Below are 22,812 nucleotides of genomic sequence, written 5' to 3'. Positions count from 1 at the left end.
AGGTGTATAGCCGGAGTGCATAGTGATCACTCGAACAGGGCCCGCAGCGGGGTGGCCGGCCGTCCGATCAGGTCTTCCAGCTCGGGACCGGTCGCCGCGAACTCGCCCCGGCGGGCCGCGCGGAACATGCCGAGCAGCAACGTGGCCCGGTCCTCCGGGACGCCGTGCCCGACGAGGCCGGCCACCCACTCGTCGTCCTCGGCGACCACCCGGCGGATCGGGCGTCCCCCCAGGTCGCTCAGCATGTCCGCGACATCGGACAGGTCGTGCGCGACCGGCGCGGTCAACGGCGGCGTCGCCCCGTCGAACCGGCCTTCGCCGGCCAGGACGACCGCCGCGGCTTCGGCGAGATCGGCGTGCGCGGTCCACGACACGGGCCCGTCCGCGGGCGCGACCAGCTCCCCGGTCTCCCGCGCCTGGCCGACCAGCAGCGGAACGGTGCTCGCGTAGAAACCGTTGCGCAGCGCGGTGAACACCCCGGCCGCCAGGTGCCGCTCGGTCGCGGCGTGGTCGGGCATCGGCGCGAACAGCGAGTCCTCGGCCGCAGCCTGGTGGCTCGTGTAGAGAACACGCTTGGCGCCCGCGTCCCGCGCGGCATCGATCGCCGCGGCATGACGGCTCACGGCCGTCTCCCCCGTTTCGTCCGTCGAGACGACGAGAACCTGGGAAGCACCCTCGAACGCGTGCGCAAGCGACTCCGGATCGGCGAAGTCGCCGCGCCGGACCCGCACTCCGCGTCCGGCAAGGCCCGCGGCCCGGCCGGGCTCTCGCACGCTGACGCCGATCTGCTCCGCCGGCACGCGCCGGAGCAGCTCCTCGACGATCAGCGAGCCCAGCTTGCCGGTTCCCCCGGTGATCACGATCATGGTCGACCCCTTCGATTGGTTACCGCTGATACTAACCACGTTAGCACCACTGATAGCAAGTATGCGTTACCATCGAAATCATGGCGAAGGACCGGAGCGAGACGCGGGCGCACATCCTCGAGACCGCCGCGCGGCTCCTGCACGACGAAGGCGCGGCCGCGCTCACCATCCGCGCGGTCGCCCAGGCCGCGGGCCTGCAGGCCCCCGCGCTCTACCGGTTCTTCGAGGACAAGGACGCCCTGCTCGACGCCGTCGCCGAGCACGTCTCCGCCGCCTACGTCAGCGAGAAGGCGGCCGACGACGACCGCGACCCGGTCGACGACCTCCGCGCCGGCTGGACCGCGCACCTCGGCTTCGGCCTGGCCAACCCGGCCCTGTTCGGCCTGCTCGTGACGCCGGGCCGGACGTCCCCGGCGGCCGAGGCGGGCCTCGCCGTCCTGCGCGCCCGGGTGCACCGCGTCGCGGAAGCCGGCCGGCTCCGCGTCCCCGAAGCCCTCGCCGTCGAACTGATCCACGCCGCCGGCACCGGCGCGGTGCTCGCCCTGCTGAGCCGGCCCACCGAAGGCCTCGCCGACGCCATGTACGAAGCCGTGGCCGCCCGGATCCTGACCGACGCGCCGGCCCCGCCCGCCGTCCCACCCGACTTGCCGATGCTCACCGGCGCCGAGCGCGCCCTGCTCGCGGAGTGGCTCGGCCGCGACTGAGCGGTTCGTGTGCATTTTCCGTCTTGATGTAACAACTATCGGACTTCCGGCGCCATAGGGGACGGTCCGGTCCCCGCGCACCAGGAGTCCTCGTGATGCCTTTCCCGTTCCCCCGAAGATCGCGCCGCGCCCTCGCCGCGGCGGTCGTCGTGCCGGTCGCCGCCGCGCTCGCGGTGGCCCTCGCCGCACCCGCGGCCGCCGTGCCCACCGGGTTCACCGACACCGTCGCGATCGGCGGGCTGACCTCGCCGACCGCCGCGGCGTTCGCGCCCGACGGCCGGGTGTTCGTCGCCGAGAAGAGCGGCCTGGTCAAGGTCTTCGACTCCCTCGCCGACCCGACGGCGACGGTGTTCGCCGACCTGCGGACGCCGACCCAGGACTTCTGGGACCGCGGCCTGCTCGGCCTCGCCGTCGACCCCGCGTTCCCCGCCCGGCCGTACGTCTACGTCTCCTACACGCTCGACGCCCTGCCCGGCGGCACCGCGCCGCAGTGGGGCGACGCCTGCCCGACCCCGCCGGGCGCGACCGACCAGGGCTGCGTGGTCACCGGCCGGGTCTCCCGGCTCACCATGGGCCCGGACGGCACCGCCGTCAGCGAGAAACCCCTCGTCACCGGGTGGTGCCAGCAGTTCCCCAGCCACTCGGTGGGCGCGCTGGCCTTCGGCCCGGACGGCGCCCTGTACGCAGGCGGCGGCGACGGCGCCAGCTTCAACTACGCCGACTACGGCCAGACCGGCAACCCGTGCGCCGACCCGCCCTCCCCCGCCGGGACCAACCTCGCCCCGCCGAACGCCGAAGGCGGCGCGCTGCGGTCGCAGTCCCCCCGCCGCGCGGCCGGGCAGCCCGTGCTGCTCAACGGCACGCTGCTGCGCATCGACCCCGACACCGGCGACGGCCTGCCCGGCAACCCCTTCGCGAGCAGCACCGACGCCAACGCACGGCGGGTGATCGCCTACGGCGCACGCAACCAGTTCCGGTTCGGGTTCCGGCCCGGGACCGCCGAGCTGTGGGCCGGTGACGTCGGCTGGAACACGTGGGAGGAGATCAACCGCGTCGCGAACGCCGGGGACGCGGTGGCCGAGAACTTCGGCTGGCCGTGCTTCGAAGGCAATGCCCGCCAAGCCGGCTACGACGGCGCCAACCTCGACCGCTGCGAATCGCTGTACGCCGCCGGCGGGCAGACCGCGCCGTACTACGCCTACAACCACAACGCCAAGGTCGTCGCGGGCGACCCGTGCCCGACCGGCGGCTCGTCGATCAGCGGGATCGCCTTCGAGTCGGGCAGCAACTATCCCGCCGCGTACGCCGGCGCGCTGTTCTTCGCCGACTCCTCGCGCGGCTGCATCTGGGCCATGCAGACGGCGAACGGGCAGCCCAGCCCGAGCCGCCTGGTGCCGTTCGTGACCGGCGCCAGCACACCCGTGCAGGTGCTGACCGGACCCGGCGGTGACATCTTCTACGTCGCGCTGGGCAGTGGCGAGCTGCGCCGCGTGAGCTACCCGGGCGGCACCAACCGGCCGCCGGTCGCCGCCGCGACGGCGACGCCGTCGAGCGGCCCGGCGCCGCTGACCGTGCAGTTCGACGGCACCGGGTCCACCGATCCGGACTCCGGGGACGTGCTGTCCTACGCCTGGGACCTCGACGCCGACGGCGCGTACGACGACTCGTCCGCCGCCCGGCCCACCTGGACCTACACGACGTCGGCCGCGGTCGACGCCGGGCTGCGGGTGACCGACTCCCACGGCGCGACGGCGACCACGACGGTCCGGGTGACCGTCGGGACGCCGGCCGGGCTCGACCCCGTCCCGGTCATCGACGCGCCCGACGCGGCGCTGACCTGGTCGGTCGGCCAGACCGTCGTGTTCTCCGGCCGGGCGATCGACGCCCAGGACGGCGACCTGCCGCCCTCGGCGCTGTCGTGGCGGCTCGCGATCCGGCACTGCGCGGCCAACGGCACCTGCCACACGCACAACGTCCAGGACTTCCCGGGCGTCGCGGCGGGCACGTTCGTCGCGCCGGACCACGAGTACCCGTCGTACCTGCAGCTCACCTTGACGGCGACGGATTCGACGGGCCGCACCGGGTCCAAGACGGTCGACCTGCAGCCGAAGACGGTGACGCTGAGCTTCACGTCGAGTCCCGACCAGGCACTGCTGACCGTCGGCGGGACGCAGCAGCGCACGCCGTTCTCCCGGACGGTGATCGCCGGCTCGACCAACTCGATCAGCGCGGACAGCCCGCAGAACCTGCCGCCGCTCAACCTCAAGTACGCCTTCACGAGCTGGGCGCACGGCGGGGCGCGGACGCAGAACATCGTCGCTCCGGCGACTTCCGCCACCTACCAGGCGAAGTACCGGCTCTGCTGGCTGCTGCAGCCCTGCTGAGCGGGTGATCCGGCCCCCGCGCGGGGGCCGGATCAGCCCTGAGGCTGCTTCGTCTTCTCCGCCTTCTTCGACTCTTTCGCGGACTCCTTCGCGGCCTTCGTGGATTCCTTCGCCGCTTGCTTCGACTCCTTGGCGGCCTGCCTCGACTCCTGGGCCGCTGCCTTGTCTTTCGTGGCGTTTTCGTTCGCCTGCGAGGCGGGTCCGTTCCCCTGCGTGGCCCCGGACTCCCCGGCGGCTTCGTCCCCGGTGGCCGGTTCGCCGGGGGCGGCCGCCGGAACCGAGGTGAGCTGAGGGCCGGCGCCCCCGGTCGCCCCGGGCCGCGCGGGTCGCGTGCCCACCGGTTGCGTGGTCGAGCCGTCCGCGCCGGTCGCCGGGGGCGGGGGCGCGATGTCGGAACTGCTCGCCCCGATGGTCACCGTCGTCACCAGCGCCGCGCTCGCGGCGGCCACCTTCGCCGCGGTGGCCCACGACAGCGCGGACGCACCCGTGCCGGCGGCGCCGGACGAGGCGACGGTTCCGCCGGTGGTCAGCCAGTGCGTCACGACCGGGATGCCGAGGATGAGCGGGGCGACGGTGGCCGGCAGCTCCGCGTTGAGCTCCTTGAGCCCGACGGCGAGCTTCCGGCAGTCCGCGCAGCGGTCCAGGTGCGTGGTGATGCGGTGGCTCTTGTGGTCCCCGACGCCGTCGCGCACCCAGCGGGCGAGCTGGCCGGAGATGATCCGGCAGTTGCGCCGCCGGGCCTCGGGGACGTGCTGGTCCAGGTAGGCCTGCCGCAGCCCTTCCCGGGCGCGGTAGGCCAGCGCGGCGACGCTGTTCGGCGTCATGCCGAGGTCCTGGGCGATCCGGGCCGGCGACTCGCCTTCGATCTCGGTGCGCCACAGCACGGACCGCCACCGCTCGGGCAGGCTCGCGAACGCGTCCGCGGCGACGGTGGCGTGCATCCGGCTGCCGACCGGCTCGTCGCTGCCCTCGCTGGGCAGGACGTCCGGCACCTCGGCGACCAGCGACAGCGCGGAGTCGCGCCGGCGCCAGCTGATCATCGTGTTCCGGATCGTCGTCAGCAAGTAGGGCCGGAACTCTTCGTCCGGGCCCTCGCCGGCGCGCAGGATCCGCAGTACGCGGGTGAACCCTTCGGCGATGAGGTCGTCCCGCTCCGCTTCACCCGACGCGATCGCGGCCGCCACCCGGCGGGCGGCGACCAGGTGCCGGTCGTAGAGCTGGCCGTACGCGGCGAGATCCCCGTCGCGCACCGCCCGGATCAAGACCGCGTCGCTCGGGACGTCCGCCGTCCCGGCCACCGCCGGTGCCACCTCGGTCACCACTCCCCCTTGCTCGTGCGCTTGCACGTGCAGAACGTCCCGCGATAGTCGTCCACCGAGCGGCCGGGCGCAAGGTCTCGGCACGGAAAGCCCTTTTTCTTCCGCGGCGGGCGTCCCCGACCCCCGTGTTGTCAGGTGACCGAGCGTTCCCGCCGGGTTTCCTCCCGGTCCGGCGAAGTGTCGCTGCCGCGACGTTACCGGAGGCGGCGGAAACGAAGGGCGGCAGCCACCGCCTCACTGTCCTAAATGGACAATCGTCGTCCCGTGCACGCATCCCTTTCCTACGGCGTGCTTTCGCAGGCGGTCCGCCGTGCGGTCGACCACTTGAGCGAACGCTGTTCAACCGGTGCGCGGGATCCACGAGGGCCTGATGAACCACAGTCGCGATGAAACCTGTTCCCTTCCCCGCCGTCAGCCGCAAGCACTTGCGCCAGGACGGTCCAGGGCATAGAACTATAACGTGTTCTAGTCTGACGGCGGGGAAGGGACTCCGATGGGCGAACCGGCGATGCGGTATCCGAACCACCTCGGCCACCTGGTCGTCTCCGCCCTGAAACGCCACCGGGACGCGCCGGTGATGGTGCTGGGCGAGACCACGATGACCGGAGCCGGGACCGCCGAGCAGGTCAGCCAGTACGCCCAAGCCTTCGAGGAGCTAGGAGCCGGCACGGGCGCGGCGGTGGCGCTGCTCTCGCTGAACCGCCCCGAGGTCCTGCTGATCATCGCGGCCGGCCAGCTGCAGGGTTCGCGGCGGACGGCGCTGCACCCGCTCGGCTCGCTCGACGACCACGCCTACATCCTGGGCGACGCCGGCATCACCACGCTCATCATCGACCCGGTGCCGATGTTCGTCGAGCGGGCGCTCGGCCTGCTCGAGAAGGTCCCCGGCCTCACGCAGGTGCTCACCATCGGGCCGGTGCCCGAGCCGCTGGCCCACGTCGGGCACGACCTCACCGCGACCGCCGCGAAGTTCGCGCCCGGGCCGCTGGAGCCCGCCGCCCTGCCGCCGGACCAGGTCGTCTCGATCACCTACACCGGCGGGACGACCGGCAAGCCCAAGGGCGTCATGGGCACCGCGCAGGCGATGGCGACGATGACGCAGATCCAGCTCGCCGAGTGGGAGTGGCCGGAGGCCCCGAAGTTCCTCATCTGCACCCCGCTTTCCCACGCCGGCGCGGCGTTCTTCGCGCCGACGCTGCTGAAGGGCGGCTCGCTGGTCGTCGTGCCGAAGTTCGACCCCGCCGACGTCCTGCGGATCATCGAAGAGGAGCGGATCACGGCCACCATGCTGGTGCCGACCATGCTCTACGCCCTGATGGACCACCCCGACTCGCACACGCGCGACCTGTCGTCGCTGCAGACGGTGTACTACGGCGCCGCGTCGATCAACCCGGTGCGGCTGCGCGAGGCGATCGACCGGTTCGGGCCGATCTTCGCGCAGTACTACGGCCAGTCCGAGGCGCCGATGGCGATCAGCTACCTCGCCAAGGGCGACCACGACGACGCGCGGCTGGCCTCGTGCGGGCGGCCGTCGGCGTTCCTGCGCACGGCGTTGCTCGACGCCGACGGCAACCCGGTCGCGCCCGGCGAACCGGGCGAGATCTGCGTGGCGGGCCCACTGCTGGCCGCCGGGTACTGGAACCTGCCGGAGGTGACGGCGGAGACGTTCCGCGACGGCTGGCTGCACACCGGCGACGTCGCCCGCGAAGACGAGGACGGCTTCTGGTTCATCGTCGACCGCGTCAAGGACATGATCGTCACGGGCGGGTTCAACGTGTTCCCCCGCGAGGTCGAGGACGTGGTGGCCGAGCACCCGGCGATCGCGCAGGTGGGCGTGATCGGCACCCCGGACGAGAAGTGGGGCGAAGCGGTGACGGCGGTGGTCGTGCTGCGCTCCGACGCGGCCACCGACGACGCCGCGATCGAGAAGCTGACCGGCGAGCTCCAGGCGTCGGTGCGGGAGCGCAAGGGCCCGGTGCACGTGCCGAAGCAGGTGATCATCGCCGAGTCGCTGCCGATGACCGGGCTGGGGAAGCCGGACAAGAAGGCGCTGCGGGCGAAGTACGAGCCCCGCCGCGCGAGCGTGTAGGGCGTTATACGGCGACGACCGCCTTGAGCTTGCCCGGGTTCATCATCCACAGCACCTGGTCGATGCCCGCGGCCGAGGCGGTCACCGTCAGCACCGTGAACACCTCGCCGTCACGGGAAAGCAGCATCGCGTGCGCGCCGTTGACGAGCGCCGGGGTCACGGTCACGCCCACCCAGAAGCGGTCCTTGAACGCGCGGACGTACTTGGCCACCGTCGTCGCGCCGCGCACCGGGATGCGCGAAGCGCGGGCCACGCCGCCGCCGTCGGAGTAGCTGATCACGTCGGCGGCGAACAGCTCCTCCAGTGTCGACAAGTCGCCTTCCTGGGCCGCGGTGACGAACGCGGTCAGAAGCCGGCGCTGCTCGGGCAGCGCGGCCGGCGTCCGCCGTTCCGCGGCCAGGTGCTTGCGCGCGCGGCTGACGAGCTGCCGGGCCGCCACCTCCGTCGTCTGCACGATCTCGGCGATCTGGACGTACGGGTAGTCGAACGCCTCGCGCAGCACGTAAGCCGCGCGCTCGGTCGGCGTCAGCTTCTCCAGCAGGAGCAGCACCGCGAGCTCCAGCGCCGCACCCCGCTCGGCCCCCAGCTGGGGATCGGCCGAGGTGTCCACGGGCTCGGGCAGCCACGGACCGATGTAGGTCTCGTGGCGCGCGTACGCCGTCTTCGTCGCGTTGATCGCCAGCCGGGTGGTCGTCGTGGCGAGGTAGGCCGCCGGGGTGCGGACGGCGGCCCGGTCACTGGCCTGCCAGCGCAGCCACACCTCCTGGAGCAGGTCCTCCGCGTCGGCGGCGCTGCCCAGCATGCGGTACGCGATGCCGAAGAGCCGCGGCCGCACCTCCGCGAAGACGGCGGTCGCGTCCTCGAGGCCGGTGTCCTCCATGCGTGCGGATCCCTTCTGACAGCGGCAGCGTACCGGCCGCGGAAGACCTGCGTTGATCATCCGATCCGGCGAATCACGGCCGCGGCGCCCGCCGGTCCCGGCGCTGCTCCAGCTCTTCCGCACTCACCGGCTCCAGCATCGGCCGGCCGGGCACGCAGAACATCGTGACCACGAACGCCGATTCGGCGTCGGACAGGTGGTTGCCGTCCTGGTAGTGGATGACGTCGCCGCCGGGCTCCCAGAACGCCTCGCCCGCCTTGACGACGCGCTCGGGCTCGCCCTCCAGCTCGAAGACGATCTCGCCCTTGAGCACATAACCGTAGGCCGGGCCGGAATGCCGGTGCGGCGGCGCGCCCGGGCTGCCCGGCGGCAGCGTGACGAGGATCGTCATGGCTTCGGCGTTTTCGTGGATCTGCGGCGCGCCCGGCACGGTCGCGACGACGTCCAGCTGCGGGGGCGGCCCCGGGATGTGGGTGGTCATGCCAGTGAGGACAAGACAGCCCCGGCCGTTGTGACACGTCACGTTCCGGGCCGCTGTCTTGTCGAACGGGCATGGTCGATCCCGCGCTGGCCGAGCTGCTGGCCGAACGCCGTCACCTCGAGGACGTCGCCACCTGGCTCACCGGGTCCGGCGAGGTCGCCGACGAGGCCTACCGGGCCTGGTACGCGCTCGGTCCCGCCGACCGGGCAGCCGTCGCGTCGCCGGCGGACTGGCTGACCCGGGCGGTCGGCCGCGCGTGCCTGCACCGGCTCGCGGCCCCTCGCACCACACCCGACGAGCTCGGTGGGCGACTCCGCGCCGCCTGCTCCGCGGAGTCGGTCGAGGCACTGGGTGCGCTGCTGGCCGACGACGTCACCGCCTGGTTCGACGGCGGCGGGAAGCTGCGCACGGCGGACCGGCCGCTGCGGGGCCGCACCGAAGTGACCAGGGCCGTCCTGACCCTGCTCGCGCCGCGGCCCGGCACGCGGGTGGCCGAGCGCTCGGTCAACGGGAGCACCGGCCTTGTCGTGCGGGTGGACGACCGCGTTGCGGCGGTCGTCCTCTGGCGGGCCCGCGACCGGGTGATCACCGACCTCTGGCTCGTCCTCAACCCCGCGAAGCTGCGAGGCTGGCCCGTTGTCACGAACGAACGCGCCGTCTTGTCCTAGTGGGTGCGCAGCCGTTGCGGGACATCCGGGACGGCGCCCGAGCGGAAGGAACGGACATGAAGGTCGTCGTCATCGGCGGAACCGGCCTGATCGGCACGAACGTGGTCGCGCGGCTGGCCGAGCACGGCCACGAGGCGGTCGCCGCCGCCCCCAGCACCGGGGTGAACACCCTGACCGGCGAAGGGCTGAAGGAGGTGCTGCTGGGCGCGGACGTCCTGATCGACGTGTCGAACTCGCCGTCGTTCGCCGACGACGACGTCATGAACTTCTTCCGCACCTCGACCGGGAACCTCGTCGCGGCGGCGAAGGAAGCGGGCGTCACGCACTACGTCGCGCTGTCGGTGGTGGGCACCGACCGGCAGCCGGACGTCGGGTACTTCCGCGCCAAGGTCGCGCAGGAGAAGCTGATCACCGAGTCGGGCCTGCCGTTCTCGATCGTGCGGGCGACGCAGTTCTTCGAGTTCGCCGGCGGGATCGCGGACACGTCGACGACGGACGGCGTCGTGCGGCTGCCGGGCGCGGGCGTGCAGCCGATGGCGGCGGCCGAGGTGTCCGCGGCCGTCGCCCGGACTGCGGCCGGGCAGCCGGTCGGCGGGGTCACCGAGATCGCCGGCCCGGAGGTCTTCGGCCTCGACGAGTGGGTGCGCACCGTGCTGACCGCGCGCGAAGACCCGCGCGAGGTCGTCACCGACCCGGAGGCGCCGTACTTCGGCGCGGTGCCGGGACCGCGGGACCTCCTGCCCGGCCCGGACGCGAAGCTGGCCGAGACCAAGCTCGCCGACTGGCTGGCCCGGTCGTGACGGCGCCGCACGGGTGGCCCGGCGCCACCCGTGCGGGCACGGCGTTCTACACGACCACCGTGACGGTGGACGGCGGTTCGCTCGCGCACGGCCGGGCGTCCGGCCGCGCGCGGTCCGCCGACGGCACGCTCCGGCTCGACCTGCGGCTCCCCGCCGAACTCGGCGGCGACGGCGCCGGCACGAACCCGGAGCAGCTGTTCGCGGCCGGGTACGCCGCCTCCTTCCACGCGACGCTGAGCGTGCTCGCACGGGAGACCGGCGCCGACCCGGCCGCGCTGACCGTCGCGGTGACGGTGGCCGTCGGCCGCGACCCGGCCGGCGCCGGTTCCCTGCTGCGCACCGAAGTCGCGGTGACGTGGCCGGGGACCGACGACGTGCAGCGGCTGGTCGAGCGGGCGAAAACCCTGTGCCCGTACGCGAAGCTGGGCTGACTGCTGTCGTGGTCCGGATCGGCGTGACCTGGGCACCGCGCAGGCAGCGCTGGTCGTCGGTGGGCCCGAGGTCGGCGGCGTTCCGGTGGGCGGGGTCCCGCCGCCGGACGCCGCTTCCGCGCCGGAGTGCGGGCCGCCCGCGTCGCAGTGCTGTGGTGGGCCGGTGGGTCGCCGAGCGGTACACTCCTACTCAACTAATTGACTAGGTGAGGTGAGGCATGACCAGCTTCCGGAAGGCCGTCGAGGCCCGTGACCCCGAGGCCATGGCCGCGACGCTCGCGGAGAACGTGGTGTTCCGCAGCCCGGTGGCGTTCAAGCCCTACCCGGGCAAGGCGATCACGGCCGCGATCCTGCGCGGCGTGCTGCGGGTCTTCGAAGACTTCCGGTACGTGCGCGAGCTGAGCGGCGGCGAAGGCCGGGACCACGCGCTCGTCTTCGAAGCCCGGATCGGTGACGCGCGCGTCGAGGGCTGCGACTTCCTGCACTTCGACGACGACGGGCTGATCGACGAGTTCACGGTCATGGTCCGGCCGCTGTCGGCCGCGCAGGCGCTTTCGGAAGCGATGGCGGCCCAGTTCGACCAGATCCAGCGCGAAGCACTCAACTAGTTCACCATGGCTCTCCGTCACGCGCTGATGGCGGCGCTGCTCGAGGGCGAGGCCTCGGGCTACGACCTGGCGAAGGGGTTCGACGCGTCGGTGGCGAACTTCTGGCCGGCGACACCCCAGCAGCTCTACCGCGAACTGGACCGGATGGAAGCGGAGGGCCTGGTCCGCGCCCGGCTGGTCCGCCAGGAGAAGCGGCCGGACAAGAGGCTGTTCTCCCTGACGGCCGCGGGCACGCGGGCCCTCCACGAGTTCACGGCGCACCCGCCGCGCCCGGGCGTGATCCGCGACGAGCTGCTGATCCAGGTCCAGGCGCTCGACTCCGGTGACGAGGCAGCCGTCCGCCGGGCGCTGGCGGAGCGGATGAGCCGCGCGGAGACGAAGATCGCCCGTTACGAGCGCCTGCGGGCGGGTCTGCTCGACGGCCGGTTCGAGGACGAGTACCTCGCGGAGGCCGAGCGGGTGGGCCCGTACCTGACGCTGATGCGCGGGCTGGCGTTCGAGCGGGAGAACCTCCGCTGGTGCGAGCAGTCGCTGAAAATCCTCGAACGCCGGGTGCCGCGCTAGCCCAGGCCGGCATCGTGGACCAGCAGCGCGACCTGGGTGCGGTTGGCCGCCTCCAGCTTGGCCATGATGTGTCCGATGTGGACCTTCACGGTCGACTCGCTCACCACCAGGGCCTTCGCGATCTCCGCGTTGCTCAGCCCGCGTCCGATGTGGACGGCGACGTCGTGCTCCCGGGGCGTCAGCTCGGCCAGCCGCGCGCGGGCCCGCGAACTCCCGCCCCCGGAAGCGAAGTCCGTCAGCAACCGCTTGGTGATCTTCGGCGACAGCATCGCCTCGCCGCGGGCCGCGACGCGGACCGCGTTGACCAGCTCGCGGGGCGGAGTGTCCTTCAGCAGGAAGCCCGCCGCGCCGTGGCGCAGGGCCGCGTAGACGTACTCGTCGACGTCGAACGTCGTCAGCACCACCACCGCCGGCGCCGCGGGGTGCGCCGCGAGCAGCTTGACCACCTCGATGCCGTCCACCTTCGGCATCTGGACGTCGGTCAGCACGACGTCCGGCCGGAACCGGTCGGTCAGCTCGACCGCCCGCGCGCCGTTCGAGTCCTCGGCGACCACCTCGACGTCTTCGGCCGACTCGAGGATCATCCGGATGCCGCTGCGGACCAGCTCCTCGTCCTCCAGCAGCACGACCTTGACCGTCACTCGCCCCTCCCGACCGGGAACCCCGCGGACACTTGAAATCGGCCGTCCCCCGTCGGGCCGGTGCGCAGGTCGCCCCCGGCCAGCTCGACGCGTTCGCGCATGCCCACCAGCCCGTAGCCGGACCCCGGGACGGCGCTGCCGTGCGGGGTCAGCCGGTTGGTGACCTCGACCGCCAGCCGCTCCCCGGTGAAGGCGAGCCGGACGTCGACGGCCGCGTGCGGCGCGTGCTTCCCCGCGTTGGTCAGCGACTCCTGCACCACCCGGTAGACGGCCCGGCCGACCTGGTCGGGCACCGCGGGCAGCGGATCCGGCAGCGTCAGCTCGACCCGCGCCCCGGTCGCCGCGACCTCCGCCACGAGGTCCTCCAGCGACGCCAGCACGCCCGGACCCGCGTCCGAGGCCGGGGCGTCGTCGCGCAGCACGCGCAGGATGCCGCGCAGCTCGTCGAGCGCCGTCGCGCTGGTGGCCCGGATCGTCTCGGCGGCCTGCTCGGTCTTCTCGTCCGGCGCCCGCAGCGACAGCGCGCCCGCCTGCAGCGCGACGGCGGTCACGCGGTGGGCGACGACGTCGTGCATCTCGCGCGCGATCCGCCGCCGTTCGGCGAAGACGGCTTGGTCGGCCAGCAGCGTCCGGGCCCGCTCGGCCTCCTCGGCGCGGTCCCGCAGCACGGCCAGCAACGTCGCGCGCTGGTGCATCCACAGCCCGCCCAGCACCGGGCCGAGCACGAAGAACCCCAGCACGAGCGCGACCATCATGAAGCCCCCCGGCTGCCGCAGCACGCCGAACGCGTTGCCGGTCGCGCCGGCGACGACGACCGCGGCCCCGGTCTGCCAGCTGACACCGTGCCGGGCCGCGACCGAGTACGTCGCGATGGTCACCGGCAGCAGCGTCACGCCGGCCAGCAAGCACAGCGCGGCGACCGCCAGCACGAGGAGCGGCCACCGGCGCCGCGCGAGCAGCGCGAGCCCGGAGACGACCACCGCGGGCACGTAGAGCGCCGGGTGCTGGTCGCGCGGGTCGCCGCCGAGCAGGCTGACCGCGATCGTGGCCGCCGCCACCGCGACGTCGAGCGCCAGCAGGACGACGCGGCCGTCCGACCAGCTCAGCCAGCGCTTCACCGTGCCCAGGTTAGGGCGCGCCCGGTCAGCCGTCACGGCGAGCCAGGGTGAACGTCGCCGCGCCCAGGGCGAGGACCACCAGGGCGGCGAACACCGCCGTCCCCGGCAGCGCGGACCGGGCCGTGCCGCCGAAGGGCAGCACGGCCACCGGCACGCGCGTGAGCGTCGCCAGCGCCGTCTCGGCGACGAAGGTCCACCCCGCGAACAACCCGACGGCGAGCCCGGTGTGGCGCAGCAGCCCGCCGAGCGCGACCCCGGCGAGTCCGGAAAGGACGGTCAGCGCGAGCACCCCGGCCGCCGCCCTGCCCGCCGCCCCCGCGCCGGCGGGCAGGGCGCCCCCGCCGGTCAGCACCCCGGCGGCGGTCAGCACCACCATCAGCACCCCGCCCAGCAGCGCGAGCCCGGCGGTGACCAGGGCCCGCGCGGCGACGATCCGGACCGGCGAGCGCAGCACCAGCCGCGTGGTCGCGAGGGTGCCGTGCCGACGGTCGAGCCCGAACGCGGCGATCCCGATCGCCGCGACCAGCAGCGCCCCCAGGCGGGCGGCCGGTCCGAACGCCGAGGTGAACGCGCCGAAGTCACGTTTGAAACCCCAGAACAGGCCGGACGCGAACTGGAGCACCCCCGCTCCCGCCAGCAGCAGCCACGTCGACCGCAGCGAGCGGGCCCGCACCCACTCGTAGGCCAGCGCGTGCTTCACGGCAGCTCCGTCCGGTACCGGCCGGCGGCCGCGGTCGCGGCGAGGAAGGCGTCCTCCAGCCCGCTGCGCCGCACGAACAGCTCCCGCACCGCGACGCCCGCGCGGCCGGCGACCGCCGCCACCCGCTCGGGGTCGGCGGTCTCGACGACCAGTTCGCCGGTTTCCTGCCGCACGCGCAGCCCGGCGCGGGCCAGCGCGACCATGAGCACGCTGGGCTGCTCGGCGCGCACCACGACGTCCGCGTGCGCGTGCCGCCGGACGAACTCGTCCAGGGGCCCGGCCGAAACGAGCCGGCCGGCGCCGATGACGATCAGGTCGTCGGCCAGCAGCGACATCTCCGCCAGCAGGTGCGACGACGCGAGGATCGTGCGCCCCTCCCCCGCCAGCCGCCGCAGGAGGTCGCGGATCCACCGCACGCCTCCGGGGTCGAGCCCGTTGGCCGGCTCGTCGAGGACCAGGTACTCCGGGTCGCCGAGCAGCGCCGTGGCCAGGCCGAGCCGCTGCTTCATGCCGAGGCTGAGCCGGCCGGCGGGCCTGTTCGCGACGGACTCGAGGCCGACGGTCGCGAGGACCTCCCGCACGCGCCGCGCCGGCAAGCCGCCGCCCGCGGCGACCATCCGCAGGTGCGCGGCGGCCGGCCGGGCGGGGTGCACGGCGGCGGCGTCGGTGAGCGCGCCGACCGTCCGCAGTGGACCCGGGACGTCCGCGTACACCCGGCCGCCGAAGGTGGTGCGGCCGCGGCCGCGGGTCAGGCCGAGCATCAGCCGGATGGTCGTCGACTTGCCGGCGCCGCCGGGCCCCAGGAAACCGGTCACCACGCCGGGCCGGACGGTGAAGGACAGGTCCTCGACACCGGCGCCGCCGCGGTAGGTCTTCGCGAGCCCGTCCGCGACGATCACCGGCGGACCGGGAGGTAGGCGTCGCGACGGCCGACCGCGAACCACAGCAGGCTGCCCAGGAACGGCGCGCAGAAGGCGAAGATCACCCAGACGAGCTTCATGCCGCCGGTGAGCCGCGAGCCGAGGATGCTGACCAGCGCGGCCAGGAACAGCACCACGAAGGCCAGCAACACGGCCCCCGTCAGGCCGAGCAAGAGCCACGACCAGGTTTCCTCGTGGCCTCGGATCAGGGCGGCCGGCTGCATGGGCGTTCTCCTCACGTCGGTGTCCCACAGCCAAGATCGCCGATCGCGCGCGCCCGCACATCCGATCTTCGGGGAGTCCGGGCTAGGCGGAAAGTACTAGGCCGCCCGGCGGGCTTGTACGGCTCTTGTACGGCGTCCGCCGACGATTCGCCGGACATCCCGATGGAGGAAACGTGAACACCACACTCAAGGCGGCCGTGGCCACGATCGGCCTGGGCGTCGCGCTGACCGGGCTGGCCGCACCCGCGGCCGAGGCCGCGTCGGCCTACCCCGTGACGACCACAGTGGACGGTCGGACCGTCAAGGACCCCGACGTGGCCGTCGGCCGGCAGCGGATCGCCGACATGTACCCGTCGGGCACTTCGGTGACGCTGGCGTGCCAGGACACCGGCCCGGCGTACGGCGGCAGCAGCATCTGGGACCTGACCACGGACGGCCTCTGGGTGCCCGACGCCTACGTCAAGACCGGCTCGACGTCGATGGTCGCGCCGCGGTGCACCACGCCGCACGCGTTCCCGGCCAAGGCCGACCTCAACGGCCGCGCGCACAAGGGCGACGCGGCGGACGCGGCCGGCAGCGTGGCGGACAAGTACCCGGCCGGCGCGTCGGTGCCGGTGGTCTGCCAGGCCACGGCGTCGGACGAGATCTGGGACTTCACCAGCGACAACCTGTGGGTGCCGGACGCCGTGGTCAAGACCGGGACCGACGGGTTCGTCGACGGCGTCCCGCACTGCGACACCGACGGCCTCAAGGCGGGCGGCACGGCGTTCCCGGCGGACCCGCGCGCCGACAGCGCGATCGCGTTCGCCAAGGCGCGCCTGGGCCACACCGACTGGAACAACCAGTGCGAGCTGTTCGTCGAACGCTCCTTCGGCACCAGCGCCCGGTTCGCTTCGGCCACCACGCACTACCAGTGGCAGAAGGCCAATGGCCGCATCCACACCGGTTCGGTCGCCCCGGCCGGCGCGGCCGTGTTCTTCACCAGCACGACCAGCAACGGGCACATCATGCTCGCGCTCGGCGGCGGCGTCGCGATCAGCACCGGTCCGTCGGTGTACCAGACGAGCACGTACGCGCAGCGCTCCGACTACCTCGGCTGGGCCTACGTGCCGTCGAGCTGGTAGCCCCGCGCACCGCGCCGGCGTCCTCGAAATCGATCTGCCACCCGGCGGGCACCAGCGCCCGCTCGAAGCACACCCGGTGCTCGCCGGGTTCCGGTTCGGACTCCATGCCCGCGATCACAGCACGTCACCCGGACCGCGCAGGTCTCAATGTGAGACGTCGCGAAAAGATCTTCCCTTTTTCACCGGGAAGCTGTTGCCCATTCACCCCGCCCGGTTCTACCTTGTCCCGGGCATTGATCGGACTACTGGGGGTCTCATGTCATTGCGCCACAGAGTGGTGAACGCCGCCGTCGGGGCGGGCGTCCTCGCGAGCCTGGTCGCCGCGCCCTCGGCGGCCCTCGCCGCGGCCGGGCCGACCACCCTGCCCGCCTCGCAGTACACCCTGGCCGCGAGCTACGACCAGTTCGCCACCGTCAACTCGGCGCTCGTCTCGACGCTGGGCACGGCGGCCGTCCACACGGTCATGGACAACGCGAACCACGACCGGGCGGCGCTGCCGTCGTCGTTCTCCGTCGCCGGGCTGTCGACCGGGTTCCGGTTCGACAGCGGCGACAACTCCGACTGCACGAACTACCCGCAGGGCATCACGACCAGCCGCGACGCCGTCGGCACGGCCAACAGCGGCAACTACGACGGGCACCAGCTCGTCCTGGTCAGCTGGTACACCAAGGACGGCTGCGACGGCGGCCAGACGCGCAGCCGGATCACCCTCGCCGACTGGGACGCCACCTACCCGAACAAGTACCGCAAGGTGCTGCTGGTCGAGCCGACCGGCACGGCGGCGGCCCCGGACTTCAAGGACATCCCGATCCACGCCGGCGGCGTCTCCTGGTACGGCGACTACCTCTACGTCGCCGACACCGGGAAGGGCATGCGGGTCTTCGACATGCGGAAGATCCTCAAGACCGACCCCGGCGGCACGGCCGACCAGATCGGGCACCAGTCCGGCAGCACGTACTACGCCCACAACTACGGGTACGTCCTGCCGCAGGTGGGCACGGTCACGTCGAAGACGACGTCCGGCACGAACCTCGCGTGGTCGTCGATCTCCCTCGACCGGGTGAGCAAGTCGATCGTGATGACGGAGTACACCTGCCCGTCCGGCTGCACGGACTACCCGAACCGCGCGCCGCGGGCGATCCGCTACCCGTTCGCCTCGTCCGGCACGTTCGCCGCCACGACGACGGCGAGCCAGGCGCTGCAGCTGCCCTGGTACAAGCTCAACGGCGTGGCGTCGCACAACGGGCGCTGGTGGTTCAACTCGTCCGGCTCGAAGCAGCTCTACTACTGGACGCCGACCGCCGGGCCGTCGACGTTCGCGTGGGTGGGCAGCGGCGAAAGCCTGTCCTACTGGGAGGACGACACCGCCGCCGACCTGCTGTGGTCGCTGCAGGAGGGCGCGGGCAACCGCAACGTCTTCGCGGTCACCCAGGCCACCTACGGCGGCGGCTGAGGTAGCCTGACCACATCGGACGATTCGGACAGCTGAGCAACCCGAGGCGGTACCGCCGCCTCGGGTTGCTGCTTGCCGTCCTGCTGTTCTTCGGCGGGACGCCGGCGGCTCCCGCGTGGTCGCCGGCACCCGAGGGCCCGGCGGTGGCCACCGCGCCGGCGCACGACCTCGTCACGGTCCGGCCCGCCGTCCCCCGCGGCCCGGCCACCACCCCGGTCCCGTGGGCGCTCACGCCGTCCTCGGCCACCGTCGCGCCCGCCCCGAAGTGGTGGCGCGCCGAACTCCCCGGCGCGGCGCTGCGGGCCGTCGCCCTCCCCACTTCGCGGTCCACCCGCGCTCCGCCTGCCTTCGCGAGCTGAACCCGTTCCACGACGCCGCGCCCGGCGTCGTGTTCCCTGCTGCGCGAAGGATTTTCGATGGTGTCCGTTGTCGTATTGGCTCTGCTCCTCGCCGCGATCGCGGTTTCCGCCGGGTTGATGGTGAAGATGTACCGGGACGACGAGCCGCTGCTCGGCGGGCTGGGCATCTGCCTGCTCGTCGGACCGGGTTCGGCGCTGGCGTTCCTGTACGTGGGGTTCGCCGGCTGACCCGGGTCGGCCTCCGTCCGGTCCGGTAGCCTGTGTTCACGAAGTGAACAGCCGTACCAACTCCGGGCGGAGGCCCTCGTGACCAAACCGACGCGGTCCCCGGACTCCCGCGCCGACCAGGCGGACATCCAGGCCGTGAGCCGGGTCAGCCAGATCCTGTCCCTGTTCGACCCGGCCACGCCCGAGGTCACCGCCGGCGAGGTCGCCGAGCGGCTCGGCCTCAACCGCACCACGGCGTACCGCTACTGCACGTCCCTGGTCGCGGCGGGGCTTCTGGAGCGCAGCAACGAAGGCGGGTACGTCCCCGGCGGCCTGCTGCTGCAGCTCGGCGCGTTCGCCATCGGCCACCGCCGCGTGGTCAACCTCGCGCCGCGGCACATGCAGGCGCTCTCGCGCGCCACGCAGACGAGCGTCGTGCTCAGCCTGTGGGGCCTCACCGGCCCGGTGGTCTCGCGGGTCGAGGAGAACGCGTCGACGATCGTCATCGTGTCGGTGCGGGTGGGCAGCCACCTGCCGCTGGACACGGCGCAGAGCAAGGTCTTCCTCGCCTACCACGCCGACCAGCTGTCGATGGAACGGCTGATCGGCAACCTCTCCGGCACCGCACGCGACGAGCTGCGCGCCGACGTCGACCGGGTCCGCGCGGTCGGGCACTGCTCGGCGATGAGCACGCCGGGGATCGTGGCCGTGGCGGCGCCGGTCTTCGACGAGTACGGCATCTGCGCGACGATCGCGATCGTGGGCCCGGACAACACGCTGTCGATGGGCGACGACACGCCCGAGCTGCGGGTCGTGGTCGACACCGCGCGCGAGCTCACCCTGGAGCTGGGCGGGCACTACCGGCCCGACGACCTCCAGCGCGCGGTGTAGGGCAGCCACGCCGGTGACGGCAGCGGCGGGACGTCCGCGTACTCGCGCGTCCCGGCCAGCGCGCTGCCGATGAAGTCCTCGGTGACGCGGGAAACTCCGTCGACCAGCTCTCGGAGCACGGCGGGTCCGCCGGTCCACAACGCCGTCACGACTTCGACGGCCCGCGCGCCGGCGGCGAGGAACCGCAGCACGTCTTCAGGCGTGCGGGCGCCGTTCGTCCCGATCAAGGGCACGTCGAGCCGCTGGAAAGCCTTGCCCACCCAGTAAAGGCTCATCGGCAGGCACCCCGGTGAGCTCCACGCGCCCCACGAGCCGAGCACCGAGCCGCCGTCGAGGTCCGGCAGGAAGCCCGGGTAGCGGCCGACCAGCCCTACGGCGTCCGCACCGGCCGAACGGGCCGCGCGAGCCAGCGCGACGACGTCCGACGCCTGGCCCGGCAGCTTCACGAACAACGGGACGTCGACGGCGGCCCGCACGGTCCGCACCGCGTCGGCCACACCGTCCACTTCGGTCAGTTGCCGCACCGCGCGCGCCTCGCGGCCGTGCGGCGCGCCGATGTTCAGCTCGACCGCCGGTACCACCGACGCCAGCGCACGGCCGATCCGCGCGGCCGCGGCCGGGTCGCCCAGGGTGATGCTGCCGACCACCGGGCAACCGCGTGCCGCGCCGTGGGAAACGGCGGCGGCCAGCATCGCCAGCCAGTCGTCGAGGTCCACGGCCGCGAGCCCGGACCGGTTGAGCAGCCCGTCACCGGCCCGGGCCGTGCCCGGCGGCCGCACCTCGCCGCCGGCGGAAACGAAGGCGTAGTCGGCGATGCCCAGCTGCGTTCGGGCCGCCGCGCTCTCGTTCACCGACTTCGCCACCACCGCCCCGGCGCCCGCGTCGACGCACGCGGTGATCCCGTCCAGGGTCATGGTCAGCTCCGAGGAGCCGACCCACACCGGATTGGCGGTGGCGAGCCCGGCGACGTCCATTCAGGACAGTTTCGGGATCGTGCTGTCGTCGGCCATGTCGACGTCCTTCGTCTCCGGGCCGAGGAACCCGCCCAGACTGATCAGCAGACCGGCGAGCACGATCAGGACGGCGGGGGCGAGGTGCGCCGGCATGAAGCCGTCGAACCGCTGCAGGTAGAACTGGTAGAACGCCGGGGCGATGAGCGCGAGGCTGTACCCGACGCCGTAGCCGGTGGACCGGATGCTCGCCGGGAAGCGCTCGGTCAGGTAGGCCGCGATCGGGCCGAACGTGCCGACGGTGAACACGCCGATCAGCACGCCGAAGCCGAGCGCCGCGCCGAACCCGCCGTTCGAGGTCATCAAGAGCGTGTACGACCCCGCGCCGAGCACGACCATCGCCAGGCCGTAGCCGATGTAGAACCGCCGTCGCCCGATCCGCTGGGACAGCAGGCCGAACAGCGGGTAGGACAGCGCGGCGGACGCGTTGATCACCAGCATCGTCAGCGTGACCTCCTTGCTGGACAGCAGGAGGTGCGCCTTCAGCTGCGCGGGCGTCACGGCGGCTTCCATGTTGGTCGCCAGCCACGTGCCGGTCATCAGGATGAACACCTGGCCCAGCGCCCGCGGGTACTTCTTCACCAGCCGCACGAGCGGGAGCTTGTGCTTCTCACCGGTCAGCTCGACCGGGGGCTCGTGGACCTGCTTGAGGTAGTAGCGGAACAGCACGGCGGCCAGCAGCGCGCCGACGAGGAACGGGACCCGCCAGCCCCACTGCACGTACGCGCTGTGCAGGCCGGCGGCGGGCAGCAGCTGCAGCATCAGCAGCGTGATCGCGGCGATCACCGCGTACGCGGCGGGCGAGGTCGACGTGATGATCGAGGCGTAGAGGCCGCGCTTGTGCTTCGGGCTCCACTCCATCGCCAGCGGCACCGCCGTCGTGTACTCGCCGCCGAGGAAGATCCCGTCGACGAACCGCAGCGCGATCAGCAGGCCGACCGACCACATCCCGATCGTCTCGTGCCCGGGCAGGCAGGCGGTGACCAGCGTGATGACGCCGAACCCGCCGACCGCGACCAGCGTCGTGCGCTTGCGCCCGACCGTGTCGGCGAAGTGGCCGAAGATGACCGCGCCGAGCGGGCGGCCGATCAGCGTCGAGGCGAACACCAGGGACGCCAGCAGGGCCGTCGTGCTCGCGCTGAGGTTCGCGGCCTGGAAGTACGCGGTCGCCGGCGCCAGCACGACGATCGGCAGGTAGATGTCGAACTGGTCGACGAAGTAGGCGAGCGTTCCGCCGCGGACCGCGGCGCGCACCTTCGCGGGGTCCGGGCCGTGCGGGGTGCCGGGGCGGACGGCCGCCTCCGCGGCGTCGGGCGGTGTGGACATCGGTGTCCTCCGTTTTCGAACCTAGTGTTCACGAAGCGAACGTCAGACACTCTAAATACCGCCAACCGTGAACACAAGAGCGGTCACAGGGTTGACAGCCGGTCTTATAGTGAACTTTGACTTCATAATGCGAACGAGAGGCACGCTGATGAGCCCCGCCATCGCCGCCGTCCTGGACGGCCTGGTCGACATGCACGTCCACTCCGGGCCGAGCCCGTTCCCCCGGCGCTTCGACCACGTGGAGGCCGCGCAGGACGGCGCCCGGATCGGGATGCGCGCCATGGTCGCGAAGTCCCACCACCACAACACCCAGATGGACGTCCTCTCGATGAAGGGCCGCCTCGCCGACGTCCAAGCACAGGTGTTCGGCGGGATCGCGCTGAACAGCACGGTCGGCGGCCTCAACGTGCACGCCGTGCGGATGACCCTGCGGATGGGCGGCAAGGTCGTCTGGTTCCCGACCATCTCCTCCGGCCGGCACATCGACTGCCACCCCGAGGACGGCGCCTTCCCGACCACGACCGTCCCGCTGACGCTGGAGCGCATCGACATCGTCGACGGCGACGGCGCGCTCAAGCCCGAGGCGCTCGAGATCCTCGACGAGATCAAGGAGCAGCAGGCCGTCCTCAACGGCGGCCACATGTACCCCGAGTACATCAAGACGCTGTTCCAGGAGGCGCACGAGCGCGGGATGAAGCGGATGGTGGTCAGCCACCCCGACTTCGTGATCGGCGCCGACCCGGCGCTGTGCCGCGAGCTGATCGACCTCGGCGCGTTCATCGAGCACGAGGTCGGCATGTACGACCCCGAGGGCACGCAGAAGTGGGACCCGAAGAACCTGCTGACCTGGATCGAGGCCCTCGGCCCGGAGCACACCGTGCTCGCGTCGGACTTCGGCCAGAAGGCCAACCCGAAGCCGGTCGACGCGTGGCTGCGCGTCGGCGAGGCGCTGCTCGACCTCGGCCTGCCGGAGAAGGACCTGCGGCGGATGGTCCGCGACAACCCGACGTACCTGCTGAACCTCGACGCCTGAAAGGACCCGCTC

At 72.7% G+C, this 22,812-nt stretch carries 25 protein-coding genes; 14 read left to right on the top strand and 11 right to left on the bottom strand.

Annotated features, from left to right (window positions below; translation table 11 throughout):
- Nucleotides 1-26: 26 nt before the first annotated feature.
- Entirely contained in the window at nucleotides 27-866 is an 840-nt protein-coding gene (locus ACIRSS_RS26855) for an NAD(P)H-binding protein (protein WP_400899536.1), read from the bottom strand.
- An 80-nt stretch (nucleotides 867-946) separates the two neighbouring features.
- On the opposite strand from ACIRSS_RS26855, the gene ACIRSS_RS26850 reads away from it, so the two are divergent.
- Both ACIRSS_RS26850 and ACIRSS_RS26845 read left to right on the top strand, forming a co-directional pair.
- A complete protein-coding gene (locus ACIRSS_RS26850) occupies nucleotides 947-1,570 on the top strand; it encodes a TetR/AcrR family transcriptional regulator (protein WP_400899534.1) in 624 nt (207 codons plus the stop codon).
- Between the two features lie 95 nt (nucleotides 1,571-1,665).
- Nucleotides 1,666-3,954: a PQQ-dependent sugar dehydrogenase gene (locus ACIRSS_RS26845; RefSeq protein WP_400899532.1), complete on the top strand. Its 2,289-nt coding sequence runs from the start codon at nucleotides 1,666-1,668 to the stop codon at nucleotides 3,952-3,954.
- Nucleotides 3,955-3,986: 32 nt separating this feature from the next.
- On the opposite strand, the gene ACIRSS_RS26840 is transcribed toward ACIRSS_RS26845, so the two are convergent.
- Entirely contained in the window at nucleotides 3,987-5,273 is a 1,287-nt protein-coding gene (locus ACIRSS_RS26840) for a sigma-70 family RNA polymerase sigma factor (RefSeq protein WP_400899530.1), read from the bottom strand.
- A 493-nt stretch (nucleotides 5,274-5,766) separates the two neighbouring features.
- Between ACIRSS_RS26840 and fadD8 the strand changes: the two genes are divergently transcribed.
- A complete protein-coding gene (fadD8, locus tag ACIRSS_RS26835; protein WP_400899528.1) occupies nucleotides 5,767-7,362 on the top strand; it encodes a fatty-acid--CoA ligase FadD8 in 1,596 nt (531 codons plus the stop codon).
- A 4-nt stretch (nucleotides 7,363-7,366) separates the two neighbouring features.
- On the opposite strand, the gene ACIRSS_RS26830 is transcribed toward fadD8, so the two are convergent.
- Nucleotides 7,367-8,242, bottom strand: coding sequence for an RNA polymerase sigma-70 factor (locus tag ACIRSS_RS26830; protein WP_400899526.1), 876 nt, complete (start codon nucleotides 8,240-8,242; stop codon nucleotides 7,367-7,369).
- A 73-nt stretch (nucleotides 8,243-8,315) separates the two neighbouring features.
- Nucleotides 8,316-8,723 (bottom strand): cupin domain-containing protein, encoded by a 408-nt coding sequence (locus ACIRSS_RS26825; RefSeq protein WP_400899524.1) that lies wholly within the window; start codon nucleotides 8,721-8,723, stop codon nucleotides 8,316-8,318.
- A 71-nt stretch (nucleotides 8,724-8,794) separates the two neighbouring features.
- Here ACIRSS_RS26825 and ACIRSS_RS26820 point away from each other — a divergent pair, with 71 nt between their 5' ends.
- From ACIRSS_RS26820 to ACIRSS_RS26800, 5 genes are all read left to right on the top strand, one after another.
- Complete coding sequence (locus ACIRSS_RS26820) at nucleotides 8,795-9,391, top strand: hypothetical protein (protein WP_400899522.1); 597 nt, start codon at nucleotides 8,795-8,797, stop codon at nucleotides 9,389-9,391.
- 56 nt (nucleotides 9,392-9,447) lie between these two features.
- Nucleotides 9,448-10,191, top strand: a complete 744-nt coding sequence (locus ACIRSS_RS26815; RefSeq protein WP_400899520.1) for an SDR family oxidoreductase — start codon at nucleotides 9,448-9,450, stop codon at nucleotides 10,189-10,191.
- The gene (locus tag ACIRSS_RS26810) at nucleotides 10,188-10,622 is read left to right on the top strand and encodes an Ohr family peroxiredoxin (RefSeq protein ID WP_400899518.1); all 435 of its coding nucleotides are present in this window, start codon (nucleotides 10,188-10,190) and stop codon (nucleotides 10,620-10,622) included. The genes ACIRSS_RS26815 and ACIRSS_RS26810 overlap by 4 nt, the downstream gene beginning before the upstream one ends.
- Nucleotides 10,623-10,840: 218 nt before the next feature.
- Nucleotides 10,841-11,230, top strand: coding sequence for a nuclear transport factor 2 family protein (locus tag ACIRSS_RS26805; RefSeq protein WP_400899516.1), 390 nt, complete (start codon nucleotides 10,841-10,843; stop codon nucleotides 11,228-11,230).
- A 6-nt stretch (nucleotides 11,231-11,236) separates the two neighbouring features.
- Entirely contained in the window at nucleotides 11,237-11,794 is a 558-nt protein-coding gene (locus tag ACIRSS_RS26800; RefSeq protein ID WP_400899514.1) for a PadR family transcriptional regulator, read from the top strand.
- Here ACIRSS_RS26800 and ACIRSS_RS26795 read toward each other — a convergent pair.
- The 5 genes from ACIRSS_RS26795 to ACIRSS_RS26775 are packed head-to-tail and all read right to left on the bottom strand — an operon-like array spanning nucleotide 11,791 to nucleotide 15,397.
- A complete protein-coding gene (locus ACIRSS_RS26795) occupies nucleotides 11,791-12,435 on the bottom strand; it encodes a response regulator (protein WP_400899512.1) in 645 nt (214 codons plus the stop codon). The genes ACIRSS_RS26800 and ACIRSS_RS26795 overlap by 4 nt on opposite strands.
- Complete coding sequence (locus tag ACIRSS_RS26790) at nucleotides 12,432-13,553, bottom strand: sensor histidine kinase (RefSeq protein ID WP_400899510.1); 1,122 nt, start codon at nucleotides 13,551-13,553, stop codon at nucleotides 12,432-12,434. The genes ACIRSS_RS26795 and ACIRSS_RS26790 overlap by 4 nt, the downstream gene beginning before the upstream one ends.
- A gap of 25 nt (nucleotides 13,554-13,578) precedes the next feature.
- Nucleotides 13,579-14,253: a hypothetical protein gene (locus tag ACIRSS_RS26785; protein ID WP_400899508.1), complete on the bottom strand. Its 675-nt coding sequence runs from the start codon at nucleotides 14,251-14,253 to the stop codon at nucleotides 13,579-13,581.
- A complete protein-coding gene (locus tag ACIRSS_RS26780; RefSeq protein ID WP_400899506.1) occupies nucleotides 14,250-15,152 on the bottom strand; it encodes an ABC transporter ATP-binding protein in 903 nt (300 codons plus the stop codon). Before ACIRSS_RS26780 ends, ACIRSS_RS26785 begins: the two co-directional genes overlap by 4 nt.
- Entirely contained in the window at nucleotides 15,149-15,397 is a 249-nt protein-coding gene (locus ACIRSS_RS26775; RefSeq protein WP_400899504.1) for a PLD nuclease N-terminal domain-containing protein, read from the bottom strand. The genes ACIRSS_RS26780 and ACIRSS_RS26775 overlap by 4 nt, the downstream gene beginning before the upstream one ends.
- Nucleotides 15,398-15,570: 173 nt before the next feature.
- Between ACIRSS_RS26775 and ACIRSS_RS26770 the strand changes: the two genes are divergently transcribed.
- The 5 genes from ACIRSS_RS26770 (at nucleotide 15,571) to ACIRSS_RS26750 (ending at nucleotide 19,431) form a co-directional block, all read left to right on the top strand.
- Nucleotides 15,571-16,521 (top strand): hypothetical protein, encoded by a 951-nt coding sequence (locus ACIRSS_RS26770; RefSeq protein ID WP_400899502.1) that lies wholly within the window; start codon nucleotides 15,571-15,573, stop codon nucleotides 16,519-16,521.
- A gap of 256 nt (nucleotides 16,522-16,777) precedes the next feature.
- The gene (locus ACIRSS_RS26765) at nucleotides 16,778-17,974 is read left to right on the top strand and encodes a hypothetical protein (protein ID WP_400899500.1); all 1,197 of its coding nucleotides are present in this window, start codon (nucleotides 16,778-16,780) and stop codon (nucleotides 17,972-17,974) included.
- Between the two features lie 65 nt (nucleotides 17,975-18,039).
- On the top strand, nucleotides 18,040-18,333 hold the full coding sequence (locus tag ACIRSS_RS26760; RefSeq protein ID WP_400899498.1) for a hypothetical protein: 294 nt from the start codon (nucleotides 18,040-18,042) through the stop codon (nucleotides 18,331-18,333).
- 57 nt (nucleotides 18,334-18,390) lie between these two features.
- Complete coding sequence (locus ACIRSS_RS26755) at nucleotides 18,391-18,561, top strand: hypothetical protein (RefSeq protein WP_400899496.1); 171 nt, start codon at nucleotides 18,391-18,393, stop codon at nucleotides 18,559-18,561.
- 78 nt (nucleotides 18,562-18,639) lie between these two features.
- Nucleotides 18,640-19,431, top strand: a complete 792-nt coding sequence (locus ACIRSS_RS26750; RefSeq protein ID WP_400899494.1) for an IclR family transcriptional regulator — start codon at nucleotides 18,640-18,642, stop codon at nucleotides 19,429-19,431.
- Here the strand turns inward: ACIRSS_RS26750 and ACIRSS_RS26745 are convergent.
- Both ACIRSS_RS26745 and ACIRSS_RS26740 read right to left on the bottom strand, forming a co-directional pair.
- Nucleotides 19,398-20,405 carry a dihydroorotate dehydrogenase gene (locus ACIRSS_RS26745; protein WP_400899492.1) on the bottom strand — a complete coding sequence of 336 codons (1,008 nt, stop codon included), beginning with the start codon at nucleotides 20,403-20,405 and terminating at the stop codon, nucleotides 19,398-19,400. The genes ACIRSS_RS26750 and ACIRSS_RS26745 overlap by 34 nt on opposite strands.
- Nucleotides 20,406-21,767 carry an MFS transporter gene (locus tag ACIRSS_RS26740; RefSeq protein WP_400899490.1) on the bottom strand — a complete coding sequence of 454 codons (1,362 nt, stop codon included), beginning with the start codon at nucleotides 21,765-21,767 and terminating at the stop codon, nucleotides 20,406-20,408.
- A gap of 148 nt (nucleotides 21,768-21,915) precedes the next feature.
- Between ACIRSS_RS26740 and ACIRSS_RS26735 the strand changes: the two genes are divergently transcribed.
- Nucleotides 21,916-22,800: a DUF6282 family protein gene (locus tag ACIRSS_RS26735; RefSeq protein ID WP_400899488.1), complete on the top strand. Its 885-nt coding sequence runs from the start codon at nucleotides 21,916-21,918 to the stop codon at nucleotides 22,798-22,800.
- Nucleotides 22,801-22,812 lie beyond the last annotated feature (12 nt).

Source organism: Amycolatopsis sp. NPDC101161, assembly GCF_044768185.1.
In the GTDB taxonomy this organism is placed as follows: Bacteria; Actinomycetota; Actinomycetes; order Mycobacteriales; family Pseudonocardiaceae; genus Amycolatopsis.
The sequence above is the reverse complement of the archived record's forward strand: the minus strand, read 5'-3'. Positions and strand labels throughout refer to the sequence as shown.